Source organism: Streptomyces sp. NPDC055103, from assembly GCF_053607625.1.
Window position 1 is genome coordinate 1 of the sequence record NZ_JBSGTX010000063.1, and the last position, 20,343, is coordinate 20,343.

Genomic DNA, 20,343 nt, shown 5'->3' on the forward strand with positions numbered 1-20,343 from the left:
GGGGCCCGGGGCGGGGGGTGGGCCCGCCGGGGGCCCCGGCCGCCGGGGGCCCCCCCCACACTGGCGCCCGGGCGGCGGTCCCGGGAAGGGGCGGCGGCCGTCGGCGCTGGGAAAGGCGGCGGGAGGTCAGCCGTTGCGCGGGCCGGGGAAGGCCGACGGGCGCGGGTCCTCGCGGAGGGTGGCGCTGCCCGAGGTGGGCTGCGGTGGCATCGAGCGGGCCGCCGGCACCGACGGAAGGGTGCGGGTCACGCCCGGCTCCGCGGTGTGCTCCTGCTCGACGGCGATGCCCGGCTGGGGCGCGCGGCGGGCGCCGTAGCGGCGGTGGACGGCCTGCTTGGTGACACCGAGCGCGGAACCCACGGCGTCCCACGAGAAGCCCAGCGAGCGGTCGAAGTCGACCGCGGCGGTCACCAGCGTCTCGACGCTGTCCCGCAGCTCCTGGGCGAGGCGTACGGTCGGGGCGGGCGCGCGCCCGTAGACGACGAAGCCCGTGGACGGGCCGGAGCGGCGGGGGCGGTAGACATTGCCCAGCTGGGCCGTGAGCGTGCGCAGTGCGTCCACCTGCCGCCGGACCCGCTCGATGTCCCGCACCAACAGGTGCAGACTCGCCCGGGCTTGGGCGTCGTGGGCTGCGTGGTCGGCCATGTGAAAGCCTCTCGAACCGGCGTTTAAGGGGGAGGGTCGCAGGGGGGAACGGCGACCCGATTCGGTCAATCTCTCTTGACCAACGCGCCACCGGGAGTTGGGTCACGCTGCGGGGGCGTACACGCATATGCGCGGGGCGCTCGTCCTCACGTACGCCCCCTGACGCCTGCCGTCCTAGACTGGTGCGTCGCTCGCAACGCCCCCGGACAGACAGGCAGCCGCCACCCATGAAGCTCGTCTTCGCAGGCACCCCCGAGGTCGCCGTACCCGCCCTGGACGCCCTGCTCGCCTCCGGCCGGCACGAGGTGGCCGCCGTGGTCACCCGCCCGGACGCCCCGGCGGGGCGCGGCCGGCGGCTCGTCGCCAGTCCGGTGGCCCAGCGGGCCGAGGAGGCCGGGATCGAGGTCCTCAAGCCGGCCAGGCCCCGCGACGAGGACTTCCTCGCCCGGCTCCGGGAGATCGCCCCGGACTGCTGCCCGGTCGTCGCCTACGGCGCCCTGCTCCCCAAGGTCGCCCTCGACATCCCCACGCGGGGCTGGGTCAACCTCCACTTCTCGCTGCTGCCCGCCTGGCGCGGCGCGGCGCCCGTGCAGCACTCCCTGATGGCGGGCGACCAGGTGACGGGTGCCTCCACCTTCCTGATCGAGGAAGGCCTCGACTCGGGCCCGGTCTACGGCGTCGTCACCGAGGACGTCCGCCCGACCGACACCAGCGGCGACCTGCTGACCCGGCTCGCCTTCGCGGGTGCCGGACTGCTCGCCGCGACCATGGACGGCATCGAGGACGGCACCCTCCAGGCCGTCCCGCAGCCCGTCGAGGGCATCACCCTCGCCCCGAAGATCCAGGTCGAGGACGCGCACGTCGACTTCGCGGCCCCCGCCCTGCGGGTCGACCGCGTGGTCCGCGGCTGCACCCCCGCCCCCGGCGCCTGGACCGTCTTCCGCGGCGAGCGCCTCAAGCTGATCCAGGTCACCCCCCTCCCGGACCGCACCGACCTCGCCCCGGGCGAGCTCGCGGTCGGCAAGAACAACGTCTACGCGGGCACCGGCTCGTACGGCGTCGAGCTCCTCTGGGTCCAGCCGCAGGGCAAGAAGCCGATGAAGGCCGCCGACTGGGCCCGCGGCGTCCGCATCGCCCCCGGCGAGCGGCTCGGCGCGTAGGGCCTGCCTGACCATCCCTGGGGCCTTTCTCCGGCGACCGGGGCCGGACGCGGCCCGCCACGGGGGCGTCCGGGCCCCCGTGGCAGGCCTCGGCGCGGGCGGGCGCGCGGCGGACGTAGGCTTGGGGGGGTTCGACCTCTTCATCACGTCACGCGGAGCACCTTTGAGCGAGCAGGCACGGCGCCGTCCCCACAAGCCCTACCGGAGGCCCCAGAAGGACCCCGTCCGGATGCTCGCCTTCGAGGCGCTGAGGGCGGTGGACGAGCGCGACGCCTACGCGAACCTGGTGCTGCCGCCGCTCCTGAAGAAGGCCCGGGAGAAGGGCGACTTCGACGGGCGCGACGCGGCCCTCGCGACCGAGCTCGTCTACGGGACGCTGCGGCGCCAGGGCACGTACGACGCGATCATCTCCGCCTGCATCGACCGGCCGCTGCGCGAGGTCGACCCGCCCGTGCTCGACGTGCTCGCGCTCGGCGCCCACCAGCTGCTCGGGACCCGGATCCCCACCCACGCCGCCGTCTCCGCCAGCGTCGAGCTGGCCCGGGTCGTGCTCGGCGACGGGCGGGCCAAGTTCGTGAACGCCGTGCTGCGGAAGATCTCGCAGCAGGACCTCGACGCCTGGGTCACGCAGGTCGCCCCGCCGTACGAGAAGGACGCCGAGGACCACCTCGCCGTCGTCCACTCCCACCCCCGCTGGGTCGTCTCGGCGCTCTGGGACGCCCTCGGCGGCGGCCGCGCCGGCATCGAGGACCTCCTGGAGGCCGACAACGAGCGCCCCGAGGTCACCCTCGTCGCCCGCCCCGGCCGCTCCACCACCGAGGAGCTCGCCGCGGCCACCGAGACGCTGCCGGGCCGCTGGTCCCCGTACGCCCTCCGGATGGCCGAGGGCGGCGAGCCCGGCGCCATCGAGGCGGTCAAGGACGGCCGGGCCGGTGTCCAGGACGAGGGCAGCCAGCTCGTCGCCCTCGCCCTCGCCAACGCGCCGCTCGAAGGGCCCGACGCCCGCTGGCTCGACGGCTGCGCGGGACCCGGCGGCAAGGCCGCCCTCCTCGCCGCCGTCGCCTCCGAGCGCGGCGCCGCGCTGCTCGCCTCCGAGAAGCAGCCGCACCGCGCCCGGCTCGTCGAGCGCGCCCTCGCCGGCAACCCCGGCCCGTACCAGGTCATCGCCGCCGACGGCACCCGCCCGCCGTGGCGCCCCGGCTCCTTCGACCGGGTCCTGATGGACGTGCCCTGCTCGGGTCTCGGCGCCCTGCGCCGCCGCCCCGAGGCCCGCTGGCGCCGCCGCCCCGAGGACCTGGACGGCTTCGCCCCGCTCCAGCGCGGACTGCTCACGGAGGCGCTGCGCGCCGTGCGCGTCGGCGGGATCGTCGGCTACGCGACCTGCTCCCCGCACCTGGCCGAGACCCGCGTGGTCGTCGACGACGTCCTGAAGAAGGTCGGCGGCGCCGAGCTGATCGACGCCCGCCCGCTGCTGCCCGGCGTGCCCGCGCTCGGCGACGGCCCGGACATCCAGCTCTGGCCGCATCTGCACGGTACGGACGCCATGTACCTGGCGCTGCTGCGCCGCACGGCCTGACGGCAGAGCCCCCTGGGACCGTTCGTCTCTTCGATCGTCTGACCGCATTCTCCCGGTCCGTCCCGGTCCAGGGCTCGTCACTTCGTACCGAAATTGGTCTGGACCGGATCCGAAACCGCTCAGCGGCAAAGAAGTACCCAAGAACGTGGGAGGCTTGGCACATGGCGCAGATCAACCCCAGCATCCTGTCCGCGGACTTCGCCCGGCTCGCCGAGGAGGCGAAGGCCGTCGAGGGCGCCGACTGGCTGCATGTCGACGTGATGGACAACCACTTCGTGCCCAACCTGACGCTGGGGGTGCCGATCGTCGAGTCGCTCGCCCGGGCGACCGGGACGCCGCTCGACTGCCACCTCATGATCGAGGACCCCGACCGCTGGGCGCCGCAGTACGTGGAGGCGGGCGCCGGTTCGGTGACCTTCCACGTGGAGGCCGCGGCCGCTCCCGTGCGGCTCGCGCGCGAGATCCGGGCCAAGGGCGCGCGCGCCTCGATGGCGCTCAAGCCCGCCACACCGATCGAGCCGTACGAGGACCTGCTCCCCGAGCTCGACATGCTGCTGATCATGACGGTCGAGCCGGGCTTCGGCGGCCAGGCGTTCCTCGACATCATGCTGCCCAAGATCCGCCGCACCCGTGAGCTGATCTCCAAGCACGGTCTGGAGCTCTGGCTCCAGGTCGACGGCGGGGTCGCCGAATCCACCATCGAGCGGTGCGCCGAGGCCGGCGCCGACGTGTTCGTCGCGGGCTCGGCGGTCTACGGCGCGGCGGACCCGGCGGCCGCCGTGGCATCGCTGCGGGCCCGCGCCGAGGCCACGACGGCCTCCGCCGCGTGGGCGTGTGGCCACTGAGCCTCCGCCGGATGAACGCGGCCCGTCGGGCCGCCGACAGGACCGATCAAGGCCCGCCGGATCTGACAGGATGAACGGCGAGTCCAGAGTGTGAACGACAGCCGTATGCGAACAGCGGTACGTGAACAGCAGTGAGGAGATCGCGGTGGCCGGTATGTCGGCGGGACGGTCAGCCCTGCGGATGGGCCCCGCGGAGCTGGTGCAGGCGGCGGCCATGGCCCGCCGCTTCTACCTCGAGGGCAAGTCGAAGATCCAGATCGCCGAGGAGTTCGGCGTGAGCCGCTTCAAGGTGGCGCGGGTCCTGGAGACGGCCCTGGAGCGCGACCTCGTACGCATCGAGATCCGGGTGCCGGCCGAGCTGGACGCCGAGCGCTCCGACGCGCTCCGCGCCCGCTACGGACTCCGTCACGCGGTCGTCGTCGAGTCCCCGGCGGAGGGCGAGGACGAGTCGCCCGACCCGGAGAACCTCGGCGAGGTCGCGGCCGACCTGCTCGGCGAGCTGGTCACCGAGGGAGACGTCCTGGGCCTCGCCTGGGGCCGCTCCACCATCCACATGGCCGCGGCGCTCGACCGGCTGCCGCCCTGCACGGTCGTGCAGCTCACCGGTGTGTACGACGCCGGAACCGCCGAGCGCGGCTCGGTCGAGGCGGTACGGCGTGCCGCCCAGGTCTCCGGCGGCGAGGCGCACCCGATCTACGCGCCCATGCTGCTGCCGGACCCGGCGACCGCGGCCGCGCTGCGCAGCCAGACCGGCATCGCGCGGGCCTTCGAGTACTTCGACAAGGTGACGGTCGCCTGTGTGTCCATCGGCTCCTGGGAGCCGGGCATCTCGACCGTGCACGACATGCTCTCCGACGCCGAGCGCGCCCACTACGCCTCGCTGGGCGTCGCCGCCGAGATGTCCGCGCACCTCTTCGACGCCGAGGGCCGCCGTGTCGGCCGCGACCTGGGCGAGCGGTGCATCACCGTCGAGGCGGACCGGCTGCGGCGCATCCCCGAGGTCGTGGCGATCGCCGGCGGCCAGCGCAAGGCGGCGGCGATCGGGGCGGTCCTCCGCTCCGGGCTCGTCACCAGCCTGGTGACGGACCGCGCCGCGGCGGACTACCTGCTGACCGAGTCCAGCCCGGGCACCCACCCGGCGCTCGACAGGACGGACCCCGACGGCATCTGAGCCGCCACCGCACGATTCCAGGGGCCGGAGCCATCCCGTAACGGTATGTTCGGGACATGTTGCTCCGGCCTCTTCGCGTGCTCCTCGCGCTCGTCCTGTGTGTCTTCCTGGCCGGGTGCTCGTCCGCGAGTGACACGACCGCCACGGGGGCCACCGCCGCGGCACCCACGAGCTCCGCACCGGCCGCCCCTGCCGCGGCGGCCACCGGGACCTCGGGCCTGCCCACCGTACGGGCCGCGGACCTGCCCCCCGAGGCGCGCGAGACGCTCGACCTCATCGCGCGCGGCGGCCCCTACCCGTACGCCAAGGACGGCGCCGTCTTCTCGAACTTCGAGCGGATCCTGCCCCGCGAGGAACGCGGCTACTACCGCGAGTACACCGTGAAGACCCCCGGTGAGCGCGACCGGGGGGCGCGCCGGATCGTCACCGGGCGGGGCGGGGAGATCTACTGGACCGACGACCACTACGAGACCTTCCGGGAGGTCGTCGGATGAGACTCGACGACACCGTCGTCCTCGACCTGGCCGGCGTCACGGACAAGGCCGCGCTCATGGACCGGTGTGCCGTGGCCCTCGCGCTGCCCGCGTGGTTCGGCCGGAACTGGGACGCCCTGGCCGAGTGCCTGGCCGACCTTCCCGAGCCCGTCACCCTCGTCGTCACCGGCTGGCAGGCATACGCCAGGACGCGTCCCGGCGAGTGGGAGACCGCCCAGGACGTCTTCGCCACGGCGGTCGACGAGCGCCCCACCCGCCTCTCCGTCCTCCTCTCCCTGGGTGAGGGTTTCGGAGGATCGCACGAACCCCCTCCCGCAAGCCTCGGATGAATCGCCCAGGGCTGGTATTCGTACAGGCGTGGGACAATGAACTACGTGCTTTTTCCCCTGGCTGAAATGCCTAGGGGCCGATCCGAACGACTGGGATGTCAGCACGTGCGTTTCCTCAATGACGTCAAGCCGCCCTACGACCTGACGTACGACGATGTGTTCATGGTGCCGAGCCGCTCGGCCGTCGGTTCCCGCCAGGCGGTGGACCTCTCCTCGCCGGACGGAACCGGGACGACGATCCCGCTGGTCGTCGCCAACATGACCGCCATCGCCGGCCGTCGCATGGCCGAGACCGTCGCCCGCCGCGGCGGCCTGGTCGTCATCCCCCAGGACATCCCGATCGAGGTCGTCACCGACGTCATCTCGTGGGTCAAGAGCCGCCATCACGTGCTCGACACCCCGATCGTCCTGGAGCCCCACCAGACCGTCGCCGACGCGCTCTCCCTGCTGCCGAAGCGGGCCCACGGCGCCGGTGTCGTCGTCGACGAGCACCGTCGCCCGATCGGTGTCGTCACCGACGCCGACCTGTCCGGCGTGGACCGCTTCACCCAGCTGTCCGAGGTCATGTCGAAGGACCTGCTCCTCATCGACGCCGACATCGAGCCGCGCGAGGCGTTCAACACGCTGGACCACGCCAACCGCCGCTACGCCCCGGCCGTCGACAAGGACGGCAAGCTGGTCGGCATCCTGACCCGCAAGGGCGCCCTCCGCGCGACCCTGTACACCCCGGCCACCGATGCCGAGGGCAAGCTGCGCGTCGCCGCCGCCGTCGGTATCAACGGCGACTTCGTGGGCAAGGCCAAGCAGCTCCTCGACGCGGGCGTGGACACGCTCGTCATCGACACGGCGCACGGCCACCAGGAGTCGATGATCACCGCGATCAAGGCCGTGCGGGCACTCGACCCGCAGGTCCCGATCGTCGCGGGCAACATCGTCGCCGCCGAGGGCGTCAAGGACCTCATCGAGGCGGGCGCCGACATCATCAAGGTCGGCGTCGGCCCCGGTGCCATGTGCACGACCCGCATGATGACCGGCGTCGGCCGGCCGCAGTTCTCGGCCGTCCTGGAGTGCGCCGCCGAGGCCAAGAAGTACGGCAAGCACGTCTGGGCCGACGGGGGCGTCCGGCACCCGCGCGACGTCGCCATGGCGCTCGCCGCCGGCGCGTCGAACGTGATGATCGGCTCCTGGTTCGCCGGGACGTACGAGTCCCCCGGCGACCTCCAGCAGGATGCTCAGGGGCGTGCGTACAAGGAGTCCTTCGGCATGGCCTCCGCGCGCGCCGTGAAGAACCGCACGAGCGAGGAGTCCGCCTACGACCGCGCCCGCAAGGCGCTGTTCGAGGAGGGCATCTCCACCTCCCGCATGTTCCTCGACCCGGCCCGGCCGGGCGTCGAGGACCTGATCGACTCGATCATCGCGGGCGTCCGCTCCTCCTGCACCTACGCCGGTGCCGGCTCGCTCGCCGAGTTCGAGGAGAAGTCCGTGGTCGGCATCCAGTCGGCCGCCGGTTACGCCGAGGGCAAGCCGCTGCACGCCAGCTGGAGCTAGTCCGCGCGGTCGGAGGCGCAGTCTCTCCGCCGGCACGCCGTGGGCCCCCGGGGAAATCCTCCCGGGGGCTCACGGCGTTCCCGTACGGTCGGCGCATGGAGATCAGGCCCTGCCGCGCCGCCGACGTGCCCCTGCTCGACCGTCACCTCCCCACTCCCGGGGCGCCGAGCCGGCACGCCGACCGGTTCGCGCGCCAGGAGGCCGGGGCCGGGACGTACCTCCTCGCCTGGCGCGACGGTGTGCCGGTCGGCCACGGGCAGGTCCGCTGGGACGGCTGCGCGGCGCCCGAGGTACGGGCCGAGCTCGGCGACTGCCCCGAGCTCAACGGCCTGGACGTGCGGCCCGAGGAGCTCCGTGGACAGGGCATCGGAACGGCGTTGGTCCACGCGGCCGAGGAGCTGGTGCGGGAGCGCGGCGGGACGGTGCTGGGGCTCGGTGTCGCCCATGACAACCCGCGGGCGGCGGCGCTGTACGCACGCCTCGGCTACGAGCCCGTCGTGAGCTACACCGACCGCTACGGCTGGACGGACGCGGAGGGCCGCACGCACGCGTGCGCGGACGCGTGCGTCTTCCTTGTCAGAGCGCCGGCGGTACGGGGCGGCTGATGACCGGCACGTGGGGGCGGAGGGCCTCCGCCACGGCTGCCGCGATCCGTGCGTGACCCCCGTCGTTCGGGTGCAGCCCGTCCGCCAGGTGCTCCGGGCCGAGGAGGGGGCGCCCCGGGAGGACCAGGAGCCGTCCGTCGCCCTCGGCCGCCAGGTCGCGGCCCGCGCGCTCCATGGCCCTGCGGAGCTCCGTGAGGGTGGCTCCGAGGGCGTTGCGGGTGTGTTCGGCCGCCGGGCGCAGGACGGGCGAGACGATCAGCAGCGGGGCGTCCGGGTGGCCCCTGCGGACCAGGCCGACGAAGGCCCGGACGGTCGCGTACAGCCAGTCGGCCGTCGCGGGCACCGTCGACCAGCAGTTGGTGCCGAAGGCGAGGGTGACCACCTCGCCGGGGAGCCGTGCCAGGTGCTCGGCCAGCGGGAGCTCGCCCCGCGCCCCGCCCGCGTACCCCAGATTGACCGGGTCGAGCCCGAGCAGCCGCCCCGCCGTGGCGGGCCAGGAGTGCGCGGGGCGGGTCGCCCACCAGCCCTCGGTGATCGAATCGCCGTGGACGAGCCAGCGGGGCCGGACCGGCGCGGGGGAGAGGCGGCCGCCTACGGCCCGCAGGGCGAGCGGTACCGGTGACTGGCCCTCGGGGAGGTGGACGGTGAAGACGCCGCCGCACGGGGGCAGCGAGAGGCTCACGAGACCCTTCGGGGCCGGGGCGGCGCAGGTCTCCCCGACGAGCCGCGTGCCCTGCCAGAGCGCGAAGCAGTGCCGCAGCGCGGCGAGCGGGTCGTCCGGCCGCGGGACGGCCGCCCGGTAGCGCAGCTCCACCGCCCGCGTCCCGGGCTCCGCCGTGAACTCGACGCGTACGCCGATGGGCAGCGCGGCCCTCGCGGCGATGTCCCACGGGAGGCGTTCGAGGTCGCCCGGGTCGGCCCGTACCGGCCGGTCCCCGTCGAGCCAGGCCGTGCCGCGCAGGAAGGGCGCCGGGGCGAGCCAGCCCACCGAGGTCTCCGATCGTGGGGTTGCCGGGGGCTCGCAGCGTGGGTCATCGGGCACGAGGAGTCAAGGCGCGTGCGCGCGCGTCGCGCGCCTCGGGCAGACGCTCGGCACGCGCGCGTGCCGAGCGCCCCCGGAGACCCCAATGTGCCGATTCATGCAGGGGCGCGCAATGTTTCCCCGTCTGCGCCGCGAGCGCGCAATGATCATTCGGCAGTGCGCAACAACGATGCATTACGAGTGCGAACTCAGCCGCTTAGGCTCGTGCCCCGTACCAGGAGTGGCGGCGACCGCCTGCTCGGCGGTTCCCCTTCCCCCGTGGACGTGCTTCGGCGTGTCCACGTGCCGCCGTGGTCGTCCCACCGCCTACAGGCAGCGATAAGGAGCCTCCGCAGTGCTGGACCACGGCGCAGCCCCACCGGTCGTCGACACGACCACCCCCAAGACGTCCGCGCTCGGCGCACTCACCCGGCGCAAGCCGGTTGAACGCCTGGTCATGGAGGGTGGGCAGGGTGAGGGCGGCAGCCTCCGCCGCTCGCTCACCATGTGGCAGCTGACCATGATCAGCATCGGTGCCACGCTCGGCACCGGCATCTTCGTCGTCCTCGGCGACGCCGCCCCCAAGGCCGGCCCCGCCGTCACGATCTCCTTCGTGATCGCGGGCCTGACCGCGCTCTTCTCCGCCCTGTCCTACGCGGAGCTGGCCGGATCGGTGCCCGTCTCCGGCTCCTCGTACTCGTATGCGTACGCAACGATGGGTGAGCTCGTCGCCTGGGTCTGCGGCTGGTGCCTGGTCCTGGAGTACGGCGTCTCCGTCGCGGCGGTCGCCGTCGGCTGGGGCGAGTACCTCAACGAACTCCTCGACGGCACCGTCGGGATCACCATCCCCGAACAGGTCTCGTCCCCCATGGGCGAGGGCGGCTTCATCAACCTGCCCGCGCTGGTCGTCGTCCTGCTCGCCATGGTGTTCCTGATGCGCGGCGCCAAGGAGAGCGCCCGGATCAACTCGATCATGGTCGCGGTGAAGATCGTCACCCTGCTGCTCTTCATAGGCATCGGCTTCCTGGGCATCAAGGGCGGCAACTACACGCCCCTCGCCCCGCTGGGCATCACGGGCATCAGCGCCGGCGCGGCCACGCTCTTCTTCTCGTACATCGGCTTCGACGCCGCCTCCACCGCCGGTGAGGAGGCCAAGAACCCCAAGCGGGACCTGCCCCGCGCGATCATGCTCTCGCTGCTGATCGTCACCGTGCTCTACGTCCTCGTCGCCTTCGTCGCCGTCGGCGCCATGCCGTGGCAGGACTTCGGGTCCACCGAGGCCGCGCTCGCCAAGATCATGACCGACGTCTCGGGGCACACCTTCTGGGGTGTCGTCCTCGCCGCAGGCGCCGTCGTCGCCATCGCCTCCGTCGTCTTCGCCGTCCTCTACGGCCAGACCCGCATCCTCTTCGCCATGTCGCGCGACGGGCTCGTCCCCAAGGTCTTCGCCAGGGTGGACAACAAGTCCGGCGCCCCGCGCGTCAACGTGGTGATCGTGTCCCTCTTCTGCGGCACCCTCGCGGCCTTCATCCCGCTCGGCAAGCTCGCCGACGCCACCAGCATCGGCACGCTCTTCGCCTTCGGCCTGGTCAACGTCGCCGTCGTCATCCTGCGCTGGACCCGCCCGGACCTGCCGCGCACCTTCAAGGTCGCGCTCTTCCCGATCACGCCGATCCTCGGTCTGATCGCCTGCGGCTACATGATGTTCAGTCTGGACACCGCCACGTGGATCGTCTTCGGTGGGTGGATGGTGGCCGGCCTCGTGGTCTACTTCCTGTACGGCATGCGCCGCTCCCGACTGGCCACATCAGAGAAGTGATCCACCCGCAGTGCGACTGAACGACCTCGACGAACGCATCGTCCACGCCCTCGCGGAAGACGCCCGCCGCAGCTACGCCGACATCGGCTCGCTCGTCGGTCTCTCCGCGCCCGCCGTGAAACGGCGCGTGGACCGGCTCAGGGCCGAGGGCGCCATCACCGGGTTCACCGTACGGGTGGACCCGGCGGCGCTCGGCTGGGAGACCGAGGGCTTCGTCGAGATCTACTGCCGCCACAACACCTCGCCGGACGACATCCGCCGAGGTCTGGAGCGCTACCCCGAGGTGGTGTCCGCGTCGACCGTCACCGGTGACGCGGACGCCGTCGTCCAGGTCTTCGCCTCGGACATGCGCCACTTCGAGCGCGTCCTGGAGCGCATCGCGGGCGAGCCCTTCGTGGAGCGCACCAAGTCCGTCCTGGTGCTCTCGCCGCTGCTGCGGCGCTTCTCCTCGGGCTCGCCCGCGTAGCACCGCCCGGTGCGCTCAGCCCCGCGGGGCGCGGGCGGCCGGGGCGGTGCGGGCCGTGGTTCCCGCACCGCCCTTCGCCCACCCACCCCCGTGGGGCGGGCTACTCGGTCGGGTAGACGAACTCCCAGGGCACGACGTGGAAGTCGCCCGTCCCCTCCTTGACCTTCTCGAACGGCGCGCCGCTGATGCACGGCGGCACCTTGTCCTTCTGCGGGTCGGCCGTCATCCAGGTGTAGCCGAGCCGGTCGCCGTTGAGGTCGTCGTGCACCGTGACCCCGACGCGCGCCTTCCGGAACTCCTTCACATCGGTCTCGACGACGACGCCGGACACGACGGCCACCTTGCCGCCCGTCGTGAGGCAGTCGACCTTCACCTTCGCGTAGCCGCCCCAGTCGCCCTTGTAGTGACTGAAGCGGAACGTACCGGTGGCCCGCATCGGATCCTGCCGGTCCTTCTCGGCCAGATGCGCATCGAACGTGAAGGTGATGTCGTCCCCGGCCGGCCGGTACAGCTTCGCGGTGCCCGTCAGCGCGGCGGCCTCCGAGACGGTGGCCCGGGTCACGGCCGGGGCGGGAGCCTCGTCCGCCGCGGCGGCGGTGATGCCCCCGGCTCCCAGGGTGAGCAGGACGGCGGCGGCGACGGCGACGGTCTTCGTACGGCGGTTCATGGCGACTCGGTCCTTTCGGCAGGTCGTCCGGGGTTCCTCCGGACGACCACCACTCTTCCGCGCGGACCGCGCCGGGTCGTCGCGCCGTGGGACGGTCCTCGTCTCCGCCGGGCGGCGGGGGAGCCGTACGACCCCTGGCGGAGCCGTACGCAACGAATCGCCACGCCGACCGTGGATCGCGCAACGGTTCGACGGTCGGTCCGCAACGCTCCCGCCTTGTCCGAACGGAGCCCGAAACCGTACCGTTTTTGACGTCTTCCCCTTGTACTCCGACCCCCCTGAGGATCGCCCATGCCCGCGCTGCGCACCGCCCTGCTCCAGAGCTCCGGCGAGCTCGGTGACGTGGCCGCCAACCTCAAGATCCTCGACGAGGCCGCCGCCCGCGCCGCGGCCGCCGGAGCGGGCCTGCTGCTCGCCCCCGAGCTGTTCCTCACCGGCTACGCCATCGGCCCCGACATGGCGCGCCTGGCCGAGCCGGCCGACGGCCCCTCCTCCCGCGCCGTCGCGGCGATCGCCGTGCGCCACGGCCTCGCCGTCGGCTACGGCTACCCGGAGCGGGACACCGAGCGGCACGGGGTCCTCTACAACTCCGCGCAGCTCATCGGCGCCGACGGCACCCCGCTCGTGCGGTACCGGAAGACCCACCTCTTCGGAGACTTCGAGGCGACCTGGTTCACCCCCGGTGACCAGGCCGTCGTCCAGACGGAGATCGACGGCCTCACCGTCGGCCTGATGATCTGCTACGACGTCGAGTTCCCCGAGAACGTCCGGGCGCACGCCCTGGCCGGTACGGACCTCCTCCTCGTACCGACCGCGCTGATGCACCCCGCCGAGATCGTGCCCCTGTCCGTGGTGCCGGTCCGCGCCTTCGAGAACCAGCTCTACCTCGCGTACGCCAACCGGACCGGCCCCGAGGGCGCCTTCGAGTTCGTCGGCCTCTCCGCCCTGGCAGGCCCCGACGGCACCGCCCGCGCCCGCGCCGGGCGCGGCGAGGAACTCGTCATCGGCGATGTCGACCCCGACTTCCTGGCGGCCTCCCGCGCGGAGAACCCCTACCTCCGCGACCGGCGCCCGGGCCTGTACGGCCCCCTCGTCTGAGCCGCCCGCTCCCCGCCTCCCCGACCTGCCTCACCTTTTCCGTGCAAGGAGTCCGTACCCCATGACGTCCACGGTGCCCACGACCGCCGTCCCCCACAGCGACGGCCAGCCGCCGATCACCATGTTCGGTCCGGACTTCCCGTACGCGTACGACGACTTCCTGGCCCACCCGGCGGGTCTCGGCCAGATACCGGCGACCGAGCACGGCACGGAGGTCGCCGTCATCGGCGGCGGTCTCTCCGGCATCATCGCCGCGTACGAGCTCATGAAGATGGGCCTCAAGCCCGTCGTCTACGAGGCCGACCAGATCGGCGGCCGCCTGCGCACCGTGGGTTTCGAGGGCACCGCCACCGAGGGCCTGACCGCCGAGATGGGCGCGATGCGCTTCCCGCCCTCCTCGACCGCGCTCCAGCACTACATCGACCTCGTCGGCCTGGAGACCACGCCCTTCCCGAACCCGCTGGCCGAGTCGACCCCCTCGACCGTCGTCGACCTCAAGGGCGAGTCGCACTACGCCACCACCGTCGACGACCTCCCGCAGGTCTACCGCGACGTGATGAACGCGTGGAACGCCTGCCTCGACGAGGGCGCGGACTTCTCCGACATGAACCAGGCCATGCGCGAGCGCGACGTCCCGCGCATCCGCGAGATCTGGTCGAAGCTCGTCGAGAAGCTCGACAACCAGACCTTCTACGGCTTCCTCTGCGAGTCGGAGTCCTTCAAGTCCTTCCGCCACCGCGAGATCTTCGGCCAGGTCGGTTTCGGCACCGGAGGCTGGGACACCGACTTCCCCAACTCCATCCTGGAGATCCTCCGCGTCGTCTACACCGAGGCCGACGACCACCACCGGGGCATCGTGGGCGGCTCGCAGCAGCTGCCGCTGCGCCTGTGGGAGCGCGAGCCGGAGAAGATCGTCCACTGGGCGCAGGGCACCTCGCTCAGCTCGCTCCACGACGGCGCCCCGAAGCCGGCCGTGACCCGGCTGAACCGCACCGCCGGCAACCGGATCACCGTCACCGACGCCTCCGGCGACATCCGTACGTACCAGGCGGCGATCTTCACCGCCCAGTCCTGGATGCTGCTCTCCAAGATCGCCTGCGACGACTCGCTCTTCCCGATCGACCACTGGACGGCGATCGAGCGCACCCACTACATGGAGAGCTCGAAGCTCTTCGTGCCCGTGGACCGGCCGTTCTGGCTGGACAAGGACGAGGAGACGGGGCGTGACGTCATGTCGATGACGCTCACCGACCGGATGACCCGTGGCACGTACCTCCTGGACGACGGCCCGGACAAGCCGGCCACCATCTGCCTCTCGTACACCTGGTGCGACGACAGCCTGAAGTGGCTGCCGCTCTCCGCGAACGAGCGCATGGAGGTCATGCTCAAGTCGCTCGGCGAGATCTACCCGAAGGTCGACATCCGGAAGCACATCATCGGCAACCCGGTGACGGTCTCCTGGGAGAACGAGCCCTACTTCATGGGCGCCTTCAAGGCCAACCTGCCGGGCCACTACCGCTACCAGCGCCGCCTGTTCACGCACTTCATGCAGGACCACCTGCCCGAGGACAAGCGGGGCATCTTCCTCGCGGGCGACGACATCTCCTGGACGGCCGGCTGGGCCGAGGGCGCGGTGCAGACCGCGCTCAACGCGGTGTGGGGCGTGATGCACCACTTCGGCGGCGGCACCGACGCCACCAACCCGGGGCCGGGCGACGTGTACGACGAGATCGCCCCGGTCGAGCTGCCGGAGGACTGACCTCCGGAGCGTTCACGGCCTGGTGAGCGGCGTGAGCAGCATCCGCCCCACCAGGCCGACCGACCGGTCGAGGCGTTCCGTGAACTCCCCGGCCAGCTCCGGCAGCCCGCGCAGCTGCCACAGCGAGCGGGCGGCCAGCCAGGCCCCGTCGCGGGCCCGGTCCAGGCTCCAGCAGCCGAGCAGATGCGTCAGCGGGTCCGCGATCTCCAGGAGGTCCGGGCCCGGCATCAGTTCCTCCCTGATGCGCTCCTCCAGGAGGAGGAGGATGTCGCCGACCCGGTGGAACTCGTCCTCCAGGTCGGCGGGCGCGCAGTCCAGGATGCGGCACGTGTCGACCACGGCGAGTGCCAGGTCGTGGCCGACGTGGGCGTTGATCCCGGCGAGCGCGAACTGCAGCGGACGTACGCCGGGATGGCGCCGGTAGTGGAAGAGCGGCCGCCAGCAGGCGGGCGCCGGGCCGCCGGTCGCGACGGTGTCGACCGCCGCGAGGTAACGCTCGGCGAAGCGCACGTCGAGGGTGGCTGCGGCCCTGCGGTCGGCGAAGGTGCCCGCCTCGATGGCGTGGCCGATCTCCTCGGTGACCGTCAGATAGACCCGGTTGAAGACGGCGACGCCGTCGGCCGGGTGCCAGGTGGAGCGGAGCGTCCGCATCCGGTCCACCACGGGGTCGACCGCCAGGAACGGCCCGATGTCCCGGCCGATGTCCCGCCGGACGCCCGGGTCGATGTCCTGGCGGACGTCCGGGCCGATGTCCTGTCTCGTGTCCCGGCCGATGTCATGACCGCTGTCCTGCCCGATCTGCTGGGTCTGCGCCATGGGGGCAGGTTTCCAGGCGCCGGGCCGCGAGGGAACTCCCTGCGCCCGGCTTCCCCAGAACGGGCGAATCACTCAGTTCTTCGGCGCCGGCTCCTCGTCCGACGTGCTCTCGTACGAGCTGGTGCCGGAGTCCAGGAGGGGCTCCTGCTCCTTGAGGTGGGCCGGGGCGAAGGCCCGCAGCACGTGGTAGCCGGTGATGACGACGATCGTGCCGAGCGCGATTCCGCCGAGCTCGAAGGTGTCGGTGAAGGTGAGCTTCACACCGCCGACGCCGATGATGACGCCGGCGGCGGCCGGGACCAGGTTGAGCGGGTTGCGCAGGTCGACCTTGGCGTTGATCCAGATCTGGGCGCCGAGCAGGCCGATCATGCCGTAGAGGATCACGGTGATGCCGCCGAGGACCCCGCCCGGGATGGCGGCGACGATCGCGCCGAACTTGGGGCAGAGACCGAAGAGGAGCGCGAAGCCGGCCGCGGCCCAGTAGGCGGCGGTGGAGTAGACCCGGGTGGCGGCCATGACGCCGATGTTCTCGGAGTACGTGGTGTTCGGCGGGCCGCCCACGGCCGTCGACAGCACCGAGGCGGCACCGTCGGCGGCGATCGCGGTGCCGAGCCGGTCGTCGAGGTTGTCACCGGTCATCTCGCCGACGGCCTTGACGTGACCGGCGTTCTCGGCGATCAGGGCGATGACGACGGGCAGCGCGACCAGGATCGCGGACCACTCGAAGGTCGGGCCGTGGAAGGAGGGCAGACCGATCCAGTCGGCCTTGGAGACGCCGGAGAGGTCGAGCCGCCAGTGGTCGGTGATCTGGCCGCTCGGGGACATCGAGTGGATCTTGCCGAAGACGAGGTCGAGGACCCAGGAGAGGGCGTAGCCGAAGACCAGGCCGAGGAAGATCGCGATCCGCGACCAGAAGCCGCGCAGGCAGACCACGGCCAGACCCGTGAACAGCATCACGAGCAGCGCCGTCCACTGGTCCTGTGGCCAGTACGTCGACGCGGTGACCGGGGCCAGGTTGAAGCCGATCAGCATGACGACGGCGCCGGTCACGATCGGGGGCATCGCCGCGTGGATGATCCGCGCGCCGAACCTCCGTACCGCCAGACCGGCGAGGAAGAGCACCGCGCCGACGACGAGGACCGCTCCGGTCACGGTCGCGCTCGTGCCGCCCGAGGCCCGGATCGCGGCGGCGACGCCGACGAAGGAGAGCGAGCAGCCCAGGTAGGAGGGGACGGTGCCGCGGGTCGAGAGGAGGAAGATCGCGGTCGCGACACCGGACATCATGATCGCGAGGTTCGGGTCGAGACCCATGAGGACTGGGGCGACGAAGGACGCCCCGAACATGGCGACGACGTGCTGGGCGCCGAGTCCGACGGTGCGGGGCCAGGAGAGCCGCTCGTCCGGCCGGACGACGGCCCCGGGGGCGGGTGTTCTCCCGTCGCCGTGCAGGGTCCAGCGCACGCCGAGGTTCATGAGGTCGCTCCCGTTCCGAGGTTCCGGCGGCCGCGTCGTGACCGCAAAAGATCAGCCACATGGTATGCGCCGTGGCCGGCCGCGACACGCGTCGGAGGCCGGGCCCCCGACCGGTCCGGAGGTAAGCCCCCGACCGGTCCGGAGGTAAGCCCCCGACCGGTCCGGAGGTAAGCCCCCGACCCGTCCGGAGGTAAGCCACCGACCGGTCCGGAGGTCAGCCTTGACCGTGCCGGAGGTCAGCCCCGACCGGTCCGGAGATCAGCCCCGACCGCATCGGAGGTCAGCCCCCGACCGGGCCGGAGGCCTTCGCCGGAGCCCCGTCGGGCGCCGGCGCCGGAGTCCCGTCCGGCGTTGTCGTCGGAGTCGCCTTCCGATCGCCGGGCCTGAGCACGCCCGCGCCGACGACGAGGCCCAGGGCGAGCAGTGTGACCAGGCCGAAGGAGAGGACCAGGGAGGTCGCGTCGGCGATGCCGCCGATCGCCGAGGGGGCGATGAGCCCCGAGGTGTACGTGATGGTGGCGACGCCCGCGATGGCCTGGCTGGGGTTCGGGCCGCTGCGCCCGGCCGCCGCGAAGGCGAGCGGGACCACGACCGCGACTCCGAGCCCGATCAGACCGAATCCGGCCATCGCGACGGCGGCGTGCGGCGCGAGGACGACGAGCACCCCGCCGAGGGTGGCGACGGTGCCACCGACCCGTACCGTACGGACGGCTCCGAAGCGGTCCACGACCCGGTCGCCGGCGAGCCGCGCGATGGTCATCGTCAGCGCGAAGGCGGTGGTGGAGGCGGCCGCGAGCCCTGCGGAGCTGCCCAGCTCGTCCCGGAGGTAGACGGCCGACCAGTCGAGGCTGGCGCCCTCGGCGAACACCGCGCAGAAGCCGACCGCGCCGATGATCAGCGCCGACTTCGGCGGCAGCGAGAAGCGCGGCGGCGCCTCCGCGTCCGGGGTGCTGTGCACGTCCAGCACGCCCTGGCAGAACAGCAGCCCGAGGGCGGTCAGGACCAGGGCCGCGATCAGGTGGTGGATGCGGGCGTCGCCGCCGAGGTGGGCGGCGACCGTGCCGGCGGCCGAGCCGAGCAGCGCGCCCGCGCTCCACATGCCGTGGAGGCTCGACATGATGGACTTGCCGAGCCGGTTCTCGGTCTCGACGCCCAGCGCGTTCATCGCCACGTCGGACATGCCGGCGGTCGCGCCGTACACGAAGAGCACGGCGCAGAGGCCCCAGATGTTCGGGGCGAGCGAGGGAAGCGTCAGGGCGAGCGTCCACAGGGCGAGCAGGCCGCGCAGGGCCGTGCGGGCGCCGAAGCGATGGCTGATGGCCCCGGCCAGCGGCATCGCGAGGGAGGCGCCGAGCGCGGGGAAGGCGAGCGCGAGCCCGAGCTGTCCGGCACTGACGCCCGCGTGCTCCTGGATCCACGGGATACGGGTCGCGAAGCTGCCGGTCACCGCGCCATGGACGCAGAAGACCGCGGCGACGGCGAAGCGTGCCCGCCGCAGACGCCCGGTGCTGAAGACGGTCTCCGCCGCCATGTGCCCTCCCTGTGTCGTGGTGTGGCGGTAAACTATCAGGGACCCTGCCTGATAAATAGTCCGCAGGGGAGTCCGCGCGGGAGTCCGCACCCGAATCGAGTCTGAGAGGATCGCCGCATGGCCGCATCCCCGAGCACCGCACGGGCCATCAACGACCGGCTCGCCCTGCGACTGCTCCAGGACGAGGGCCCGTTGACGGCCACTCAGCTCAAGACGCTCACCGGACTCTCCCGCCCGACCGTCGCCGACCTCGTCGAACGCCTCAGCGAGTCCGGGCTCGTCCATGTCGTCGGGGAGTCAGGGGCGGAGCGCCGCGGCCCCAACGCCAAGCTGTACGGGATCGTCGCCGACCGCGCGCACCTCGCCGCGCTCGACGTCCGCACCCGCTCCGTCTCCGTCACCGTCTCCGACCTGCTCGGCACCACCCTCGCCGAGGCCTCCGTGCCCGTCGGCGACGACGGCGGCACGGGCCCCGCCGTGGAGAAGGCGGTCACGCTCCTGGAGCGCACCGCGAAGGAGGCGGGCGTCGACCGGCTGCACACCGTCGCCGTCGGCGCGCCCGGGCTCATCGACCCGGCCACTGGGGAGCTCCGCGACTCCGCCAAACTGCCCGCCTGGCACCGCCGTCTCGTCGCGGTCCTCCAGGAGCGGCTGCCCGCCCGGGTCCTCGTCGAGAACGAGACCAACCTCGCCGCCGTCGCCGAGCTCCGCGAGGGCGCCGCCCGTGACCGCGACGACTTCGTGCTGCTCTGGCTCGGCCAGGGTGTCGGCGCCGCCGTCGTCCTCGGCGGCAAGCTGCGCCGAGGGGCCTCGGGCGGCGCCGGCGAGATCGGCTTCCTGCCCGTGCCCGGCACCGCCGGGCTCCCCTCGGCCACCGGTTGCGACGGCGGTTTCCACGAGCTGGCCTGCGCGGCCGCGGTCGAGGCCCTGGCCGTCCAGCACGGCCTCGACCCGGAGACCGCGCTGAGCTCCGGCCACGGGCCCTTCCTCGACGCCCTCGCCCGCCGCCTGGCCGTCGGCACGGCGGCGGTGGCCTCCGTCCTCGACCCCGGCTGTGTCGTCCTCGGCGGCGAGACCGGCCACCAGGGCGGCGCGGAGCTCGCGGCCCGCGTGGAGGCCGAGGTCGCGGTACTCTCCCCGCTGCGTGCGGCGGTCCGCCCCACCGCCCTCGGGGACGCGGCGGTCCTCCGGGGCGCTCTCCTCCTCGCCAGGGACGCGGCCCAGGACGAGCTGTTTCCGTAGGGCCCCGCAAGCACCCCGTGAAAACCCCGGCGAACGCGCTCGCGCCGCGCCCCGGACAGGGGAGCGCGGCGCGGTGGG

At 72.7% G+C, this 20,343-nt stretch carries 19 protein-coding genes; 13 read left to right on the forward strand and 6 right to left on the reverse strand.

Going from position 1 to position 20,343, the window contains the following annotated elements:
• Positions 1–126: 126 nt before the first annotated feature.
• Positions 127–645 carry a hypothetical protein gene (locus tag ACWFR1_RS30860; protein WP_453557011.1) on the reverse strand — a complete coding sequence of 173 codons (519 nt, stop codon included), beginning with the start codon at positions 643–645 and terminating at the stop codon, positions 127–129.
• A 227-nt stretch (positions 646–872) separates the two neighbouring features.
• Here ACWFR1_RS30860 and fmt point away from each other — a divergent pair, with 227 nt between their 5' ends.
• The 8 genes from fmt (at position 873) to ACWFR1_RS30900 (ending at position 8,373) form a co-directional block, all read left to right on the forward strand.
• Positions 873–1,805, forward strand: a complete 933-nt coding sequence (gene fmt, locus ACWFR1_RS30865) for a methionyl-tRNA formyltransferase (protein WP_453557013.1) — start codon at positions 873–875, stop codon at positions 1,803–1,805.
• Positions 1,806–1,968: 163 nt separating this feature from the next.
• Positions 1,969–3,381 carry an RsmB/NOP family class I SAM-dependent RNA methyltransferase gene (locus ACWFR1_RS30870; protein ID WP_453557015.1) on the forward strand — a complete coding sequence of 471 codons (1,413 nt, stop codon included), beginning with the start codon at positions 1,969–1,971 and terminating at the stop codon, positions 3,379–3,381.
• A 161-nt stretch (positions 3,382–3,542) separates the two neighbouring features.
• Entirely contained in the window at positions 3,543–4,226 is a 684-nt protein-coding gene (gene rpe, locus ACWFR1_RS30875) for a ribulose-phosphate 3-epimerase (protein ID WP_024760842.1), read from the forward strand.
• 121 nt (positions 4,227–4,347) lie between these two features.
• A complete protein-coding gene (locus ACWFR1_RS30880) occupies positions 4,348–5,397 on the forward strand; it encodes a sugar-binding transcriptional regulator (protein ID WP_453557017.1) in 1,050 nt (349 codons plus the stop codon).
• A gap of 56 nt (positions 5,398–5,453) precedes the next feature.
• On the forward strand, positions 5,454–5,891 hold the full coding sequence (locus ACWFR1_RS30885; RefSeq protein WP_453557019.1) for a ribonuclease domain-containing protein: 438 nt from the start codon (positions 5,454–5,456) through the stop codon (positions 5,889–5,891).
• Complete coding sequence (locus ACWFR1_RS30890) at positions 5,888–6,220, forward strand: barstar family protein (RefSeq protein WP_453557021.1); 333 nt, start codon at positions 5,888–5,890, stop codon at positions 6,218–6,220. Before ACWFR1_RS30885 ends, ACWFR1_RS30890 begins: the two co-directional genes overlap by 4 nt.
• A 105-nt stretch (positions 6,221–6,325) precedes the next feature.
• The gene (locus ACWFR1_RS30895; protein ID WP_453557023.1) at positions 6,326–7,768 is read left to right on the forward strand and encodes a GuaB1 family IMP dehydrogenase-related protein; all 1,443 of its coding nucleotides are present in this window, start codon (positions 6,326–6,328) and stop codon (positions 7,766–7,768) included.
• Positions 7,769–7,863: 95 nt separating this feature from the next.
• The gene (locus tag ACWFR1_RS30900; protein ID WP_453557025.1) at positions 7,864–8,373 is read left to right on the forward strand and encodes a GNAT family N-acetyltransferase; all 510 of its coding nucleotides are present in this window, start codon (positions 7,864–7,866) and stop codon (positions 8,371–8,373) included.
• Here the strand turns inward: ACWFR1_RS30900 and ACWFR1_RS30905 are convergent.
• Positions 8,345–9,361 carry a GDSL-type esterase/lipase family protein gene (locus ACWFR1_RS30905; protein WP_453557027.1) on the reverse strand — a complete coding sequence of 339 codons (1,017 nt, stop codon included), beginning with the start codon at positions 9,359–9,361 and terminating at the stop codon, positions 8,345–8,347. The two genes, ACWFR1_RS30900 and ACWFR1_RS30905, sit on opposite strands and share 29 nt — an antisense overlap.
• A 388-nt stretch (positions 9,362–9,749) precedes the next feature.
• Here ACWFR1_RS30905 and ACWFR1_RS30910 point away from each other — a divergent pair, with 388 nt between their 5' ends.
• Together ACWFR1_RS30910 and ACWFR1_RS30915 are read left to right on the forward strand one after the other, a co-directional pair.
• Positions 9,750–11,213: an amino acid permease gene (locus tag ACWFR1_RS30910; RefSeq protein WP_453557029.1), complete on the forward strand. Its 1,464-nt coding sequence runs from the start codon at positions 9,750–9,752 to the stop codon at positions 11,211–11,213.
• A 10-nt stretch (positions 11,214–11,223) separates the two neighbouring features.
• Positions 11,224–11,679: an Lrp/AsnC family transcriptional regulator gene (locus ACWFR1_RS30915; protein WP_015032260.1), complete on the forward strand. Its 456-nt coding sequence runs from the start codon at positions 11,224–11,226 to the stop codon at positions 11,677–11,679.
• A gap of 100 nt (positions 11,680–11,779) precedes the next feature.
• Here ACWFR1_RS30915 and ACWFR1_RS30920 read toward each other — a convergent pair whose 3' ends face one another.
• Positions 11,780–12,346 (reverse strand): Repetin, encoded by a 567-nt coding sequence (locus ACWFR1_RS30920; protein ID WP_453557031.1) that lies wholly within the window; start codon positions 12,344–12,346, stop codon positions 11,780–11,782.
• A 291-nt stretch (positions 12,347–12,637) separates the two neighbouring features.
• On the opposite strand from ACWFR1_RS30920, the gene ACWFR1_RS30925 reads away from it, so the two are divergent.
• Positions 12,638–13,444, forward strand: coding sequence for a carbon-nitrogen hydrolase family protein (locus tag ACWFR1_RS30925; protein ID WP_453557033.1), 807 nt, complete (start codon positions 12,638–12,640; stop codon positions 13,442–13,444).
• 61 nt (positions 13,445–13,505) lie between these two features.
• Positions 13,506–15,203, forward strand: a complete 1,698-nt coding sequence (locus ACWFR1_RS30930; protein ID WP_453557035.1) for a flavin monoamine oxidase family protein — start codon at positions 13,506–13,508, stop codon at positions 15,201–15,203.
• 12 nt (positions 15,204–15,215) lie between these two features.
• Here the strand turns inward: ACWFR1_RS30930 and ACWFR1_RS30935 are convergent, their stop codons facing one another.
• From ACWFR1_RS30935 to ACWFR1_RS30945, 3 genes are all read right to left on the reverse strand, one after another.
• Positions 15,216–16,019 carry a DUF5995 family protein gene (locus ACWFR1_RS30935; protein WP_453557037.1) on the reverse strand — a complete coding sequence of 268 codons (804 nt, stop codon included), beginning with the start codon at positions 16,017–16,019 and terminating at the stop codon, positions 15,216–15,218.
• A gap of 72 nt (positions 16,020–16,091) precedes the next feature.
• Positions 16,092–17,492 (reverse strand): uracil-xanthine permease family protein, encoded by a 1,401-nt coding sequence (locus ACWFR1_RS30940; RefSeq protein ID WP_453557039.1) that lies wholly within the window; start codon positions 17,490–17,492, stop codon positions 16,092–16,094.
• A 280-nt stretch (positions 17,493–17,772) separates the two neighbouring features.
• The gene (locus ACWFR1_RS30945; protein WP_453557041.1) at positions 17,773–19,023 is read right to left on the reverse strand and encodes an MFS transporter; all 1,251 of its coding nucleotides are present in this window, start codon (positions 19,021–19,023) and stop codon (positions 17,773–17,775) included.
• A gap of 117 nt (positions 19,024–19,140) precedes the next feature.
• Between ACWFR1_RS30945 and ACWFR1_RS30950 the strand changes: the two genes are divergently transcribed.
• Positions 19,141–20,265 carry an ROK family transcriptional regulator gene (locus tag ACWFR1_RS30950; RefSeq protein WP_453557043.1) on the forward strand — a complete coding sequence of 375 codons (1,125 nt, stop codon included), beginning with the start codon at positions 19,141–19,143 and terminating at the stop codon, positions 20,263–20,265.
• Positions 20,266–20,343: the final 78 nt, after the last annotated feature.

Excerpts from the sequence above, each read along its gene's own strand:
- ACWFR1_RS30930 (WP_453557035.1), top strand. The coding sequence starts at position 13,506 with ATGACGTCCACGGTGCCCACGACCGCCGTCCCCCACAGCGACGGCCAG.
- ACWFR1_RS30900 (WP_453557025.1), top strand. The coding sequence starts at position 7,864 with ATGGAGATCAGGCCCTGCCGCGCCGCCGACGTGCCCCTGCTCGACCGT.
- ACWFR1_RS30940 (WP_453557039.1), bottom strand. The coding sequence starts at position 17,492 with ATGAACCTCGGCGTGCGCTGGACCCTGCACGGCGACGGGAGAACACCC.
- ACWFR1_RS30925 (WP_453557033.1), top strand. The coding sequence starts at position 12,638 with ATGCCCGCGCTGCGCACCGCCCTGCTCCAGAGCTCCGGCGAGCTCGGT.
- ACWFR1_RS30945 (WP_453557041.1), bottom strand. The coding sequence starts at position 19,023 with ATGGCGGCGGAGACCGTCTTCAGCACCGGGCGTCTGCGGCGGGCACGC.
- ACWFR1_RS30885 (WP_453557019.1), top strand. The coding sequence starts at position 5,454 with ATGTTGCTCCGGCCTCTTCGCGTGCTCCTCGCGCTCGTCCTGTGTGTC.
- ACWFR1_RS30920 (WP_453557031.1), bottom strand. The coding sequence starts at position 12,346 with ATGAACCGCCGTACGAAGACCGTCGCCGTCGCCGCCGCCGTCCTGCTC.
- ACWFR1_RS30935 (WP_453557037.1), bottom strand. The coding sequence starts at position 16,019 with ATGGCGCAGACCCAGCAGATCGGGCAGGACAGCGGTCATGACATCGGC.
- ACWFR1_RS30860 (WP_453557011.1), bottom strand. The coding sequence starts at position 645 with ATGGCCGACCACGCAGCCCACGACGCCCAAGCCCGGGCGAGTCTGCAC.
- ACWFR1_RS30950 (WP_453557043.1), top strand. The coding sequence starts at position 19,141 with ATGGCCGCATCCCCGAGCACCGCACGGGCCATCAACGACCGGCTCGCC.
- rpe (WP_024760842.1), top strand. The coding sequence starts at position 3,543 with ATGGCGCAGATCAACCCCAGCATCCTGTCCGCGGACTTCGCCCGGCTC.
- ACWFR1_RS30890 (WP_453557021.1), top strand. The coding sequence starts at position 5,888 with ATGAGACTCGACGACACCGTCGTCCTCGACCTGGCCGGCGTCACGGAC.
- fmt (WP_453557013.1), top strand. The coding sequence starts at position 873 with ATGAAGCTCGTCTTCGCAGGCACCCCCGAGGTCGCCGTACCCGCCCTG.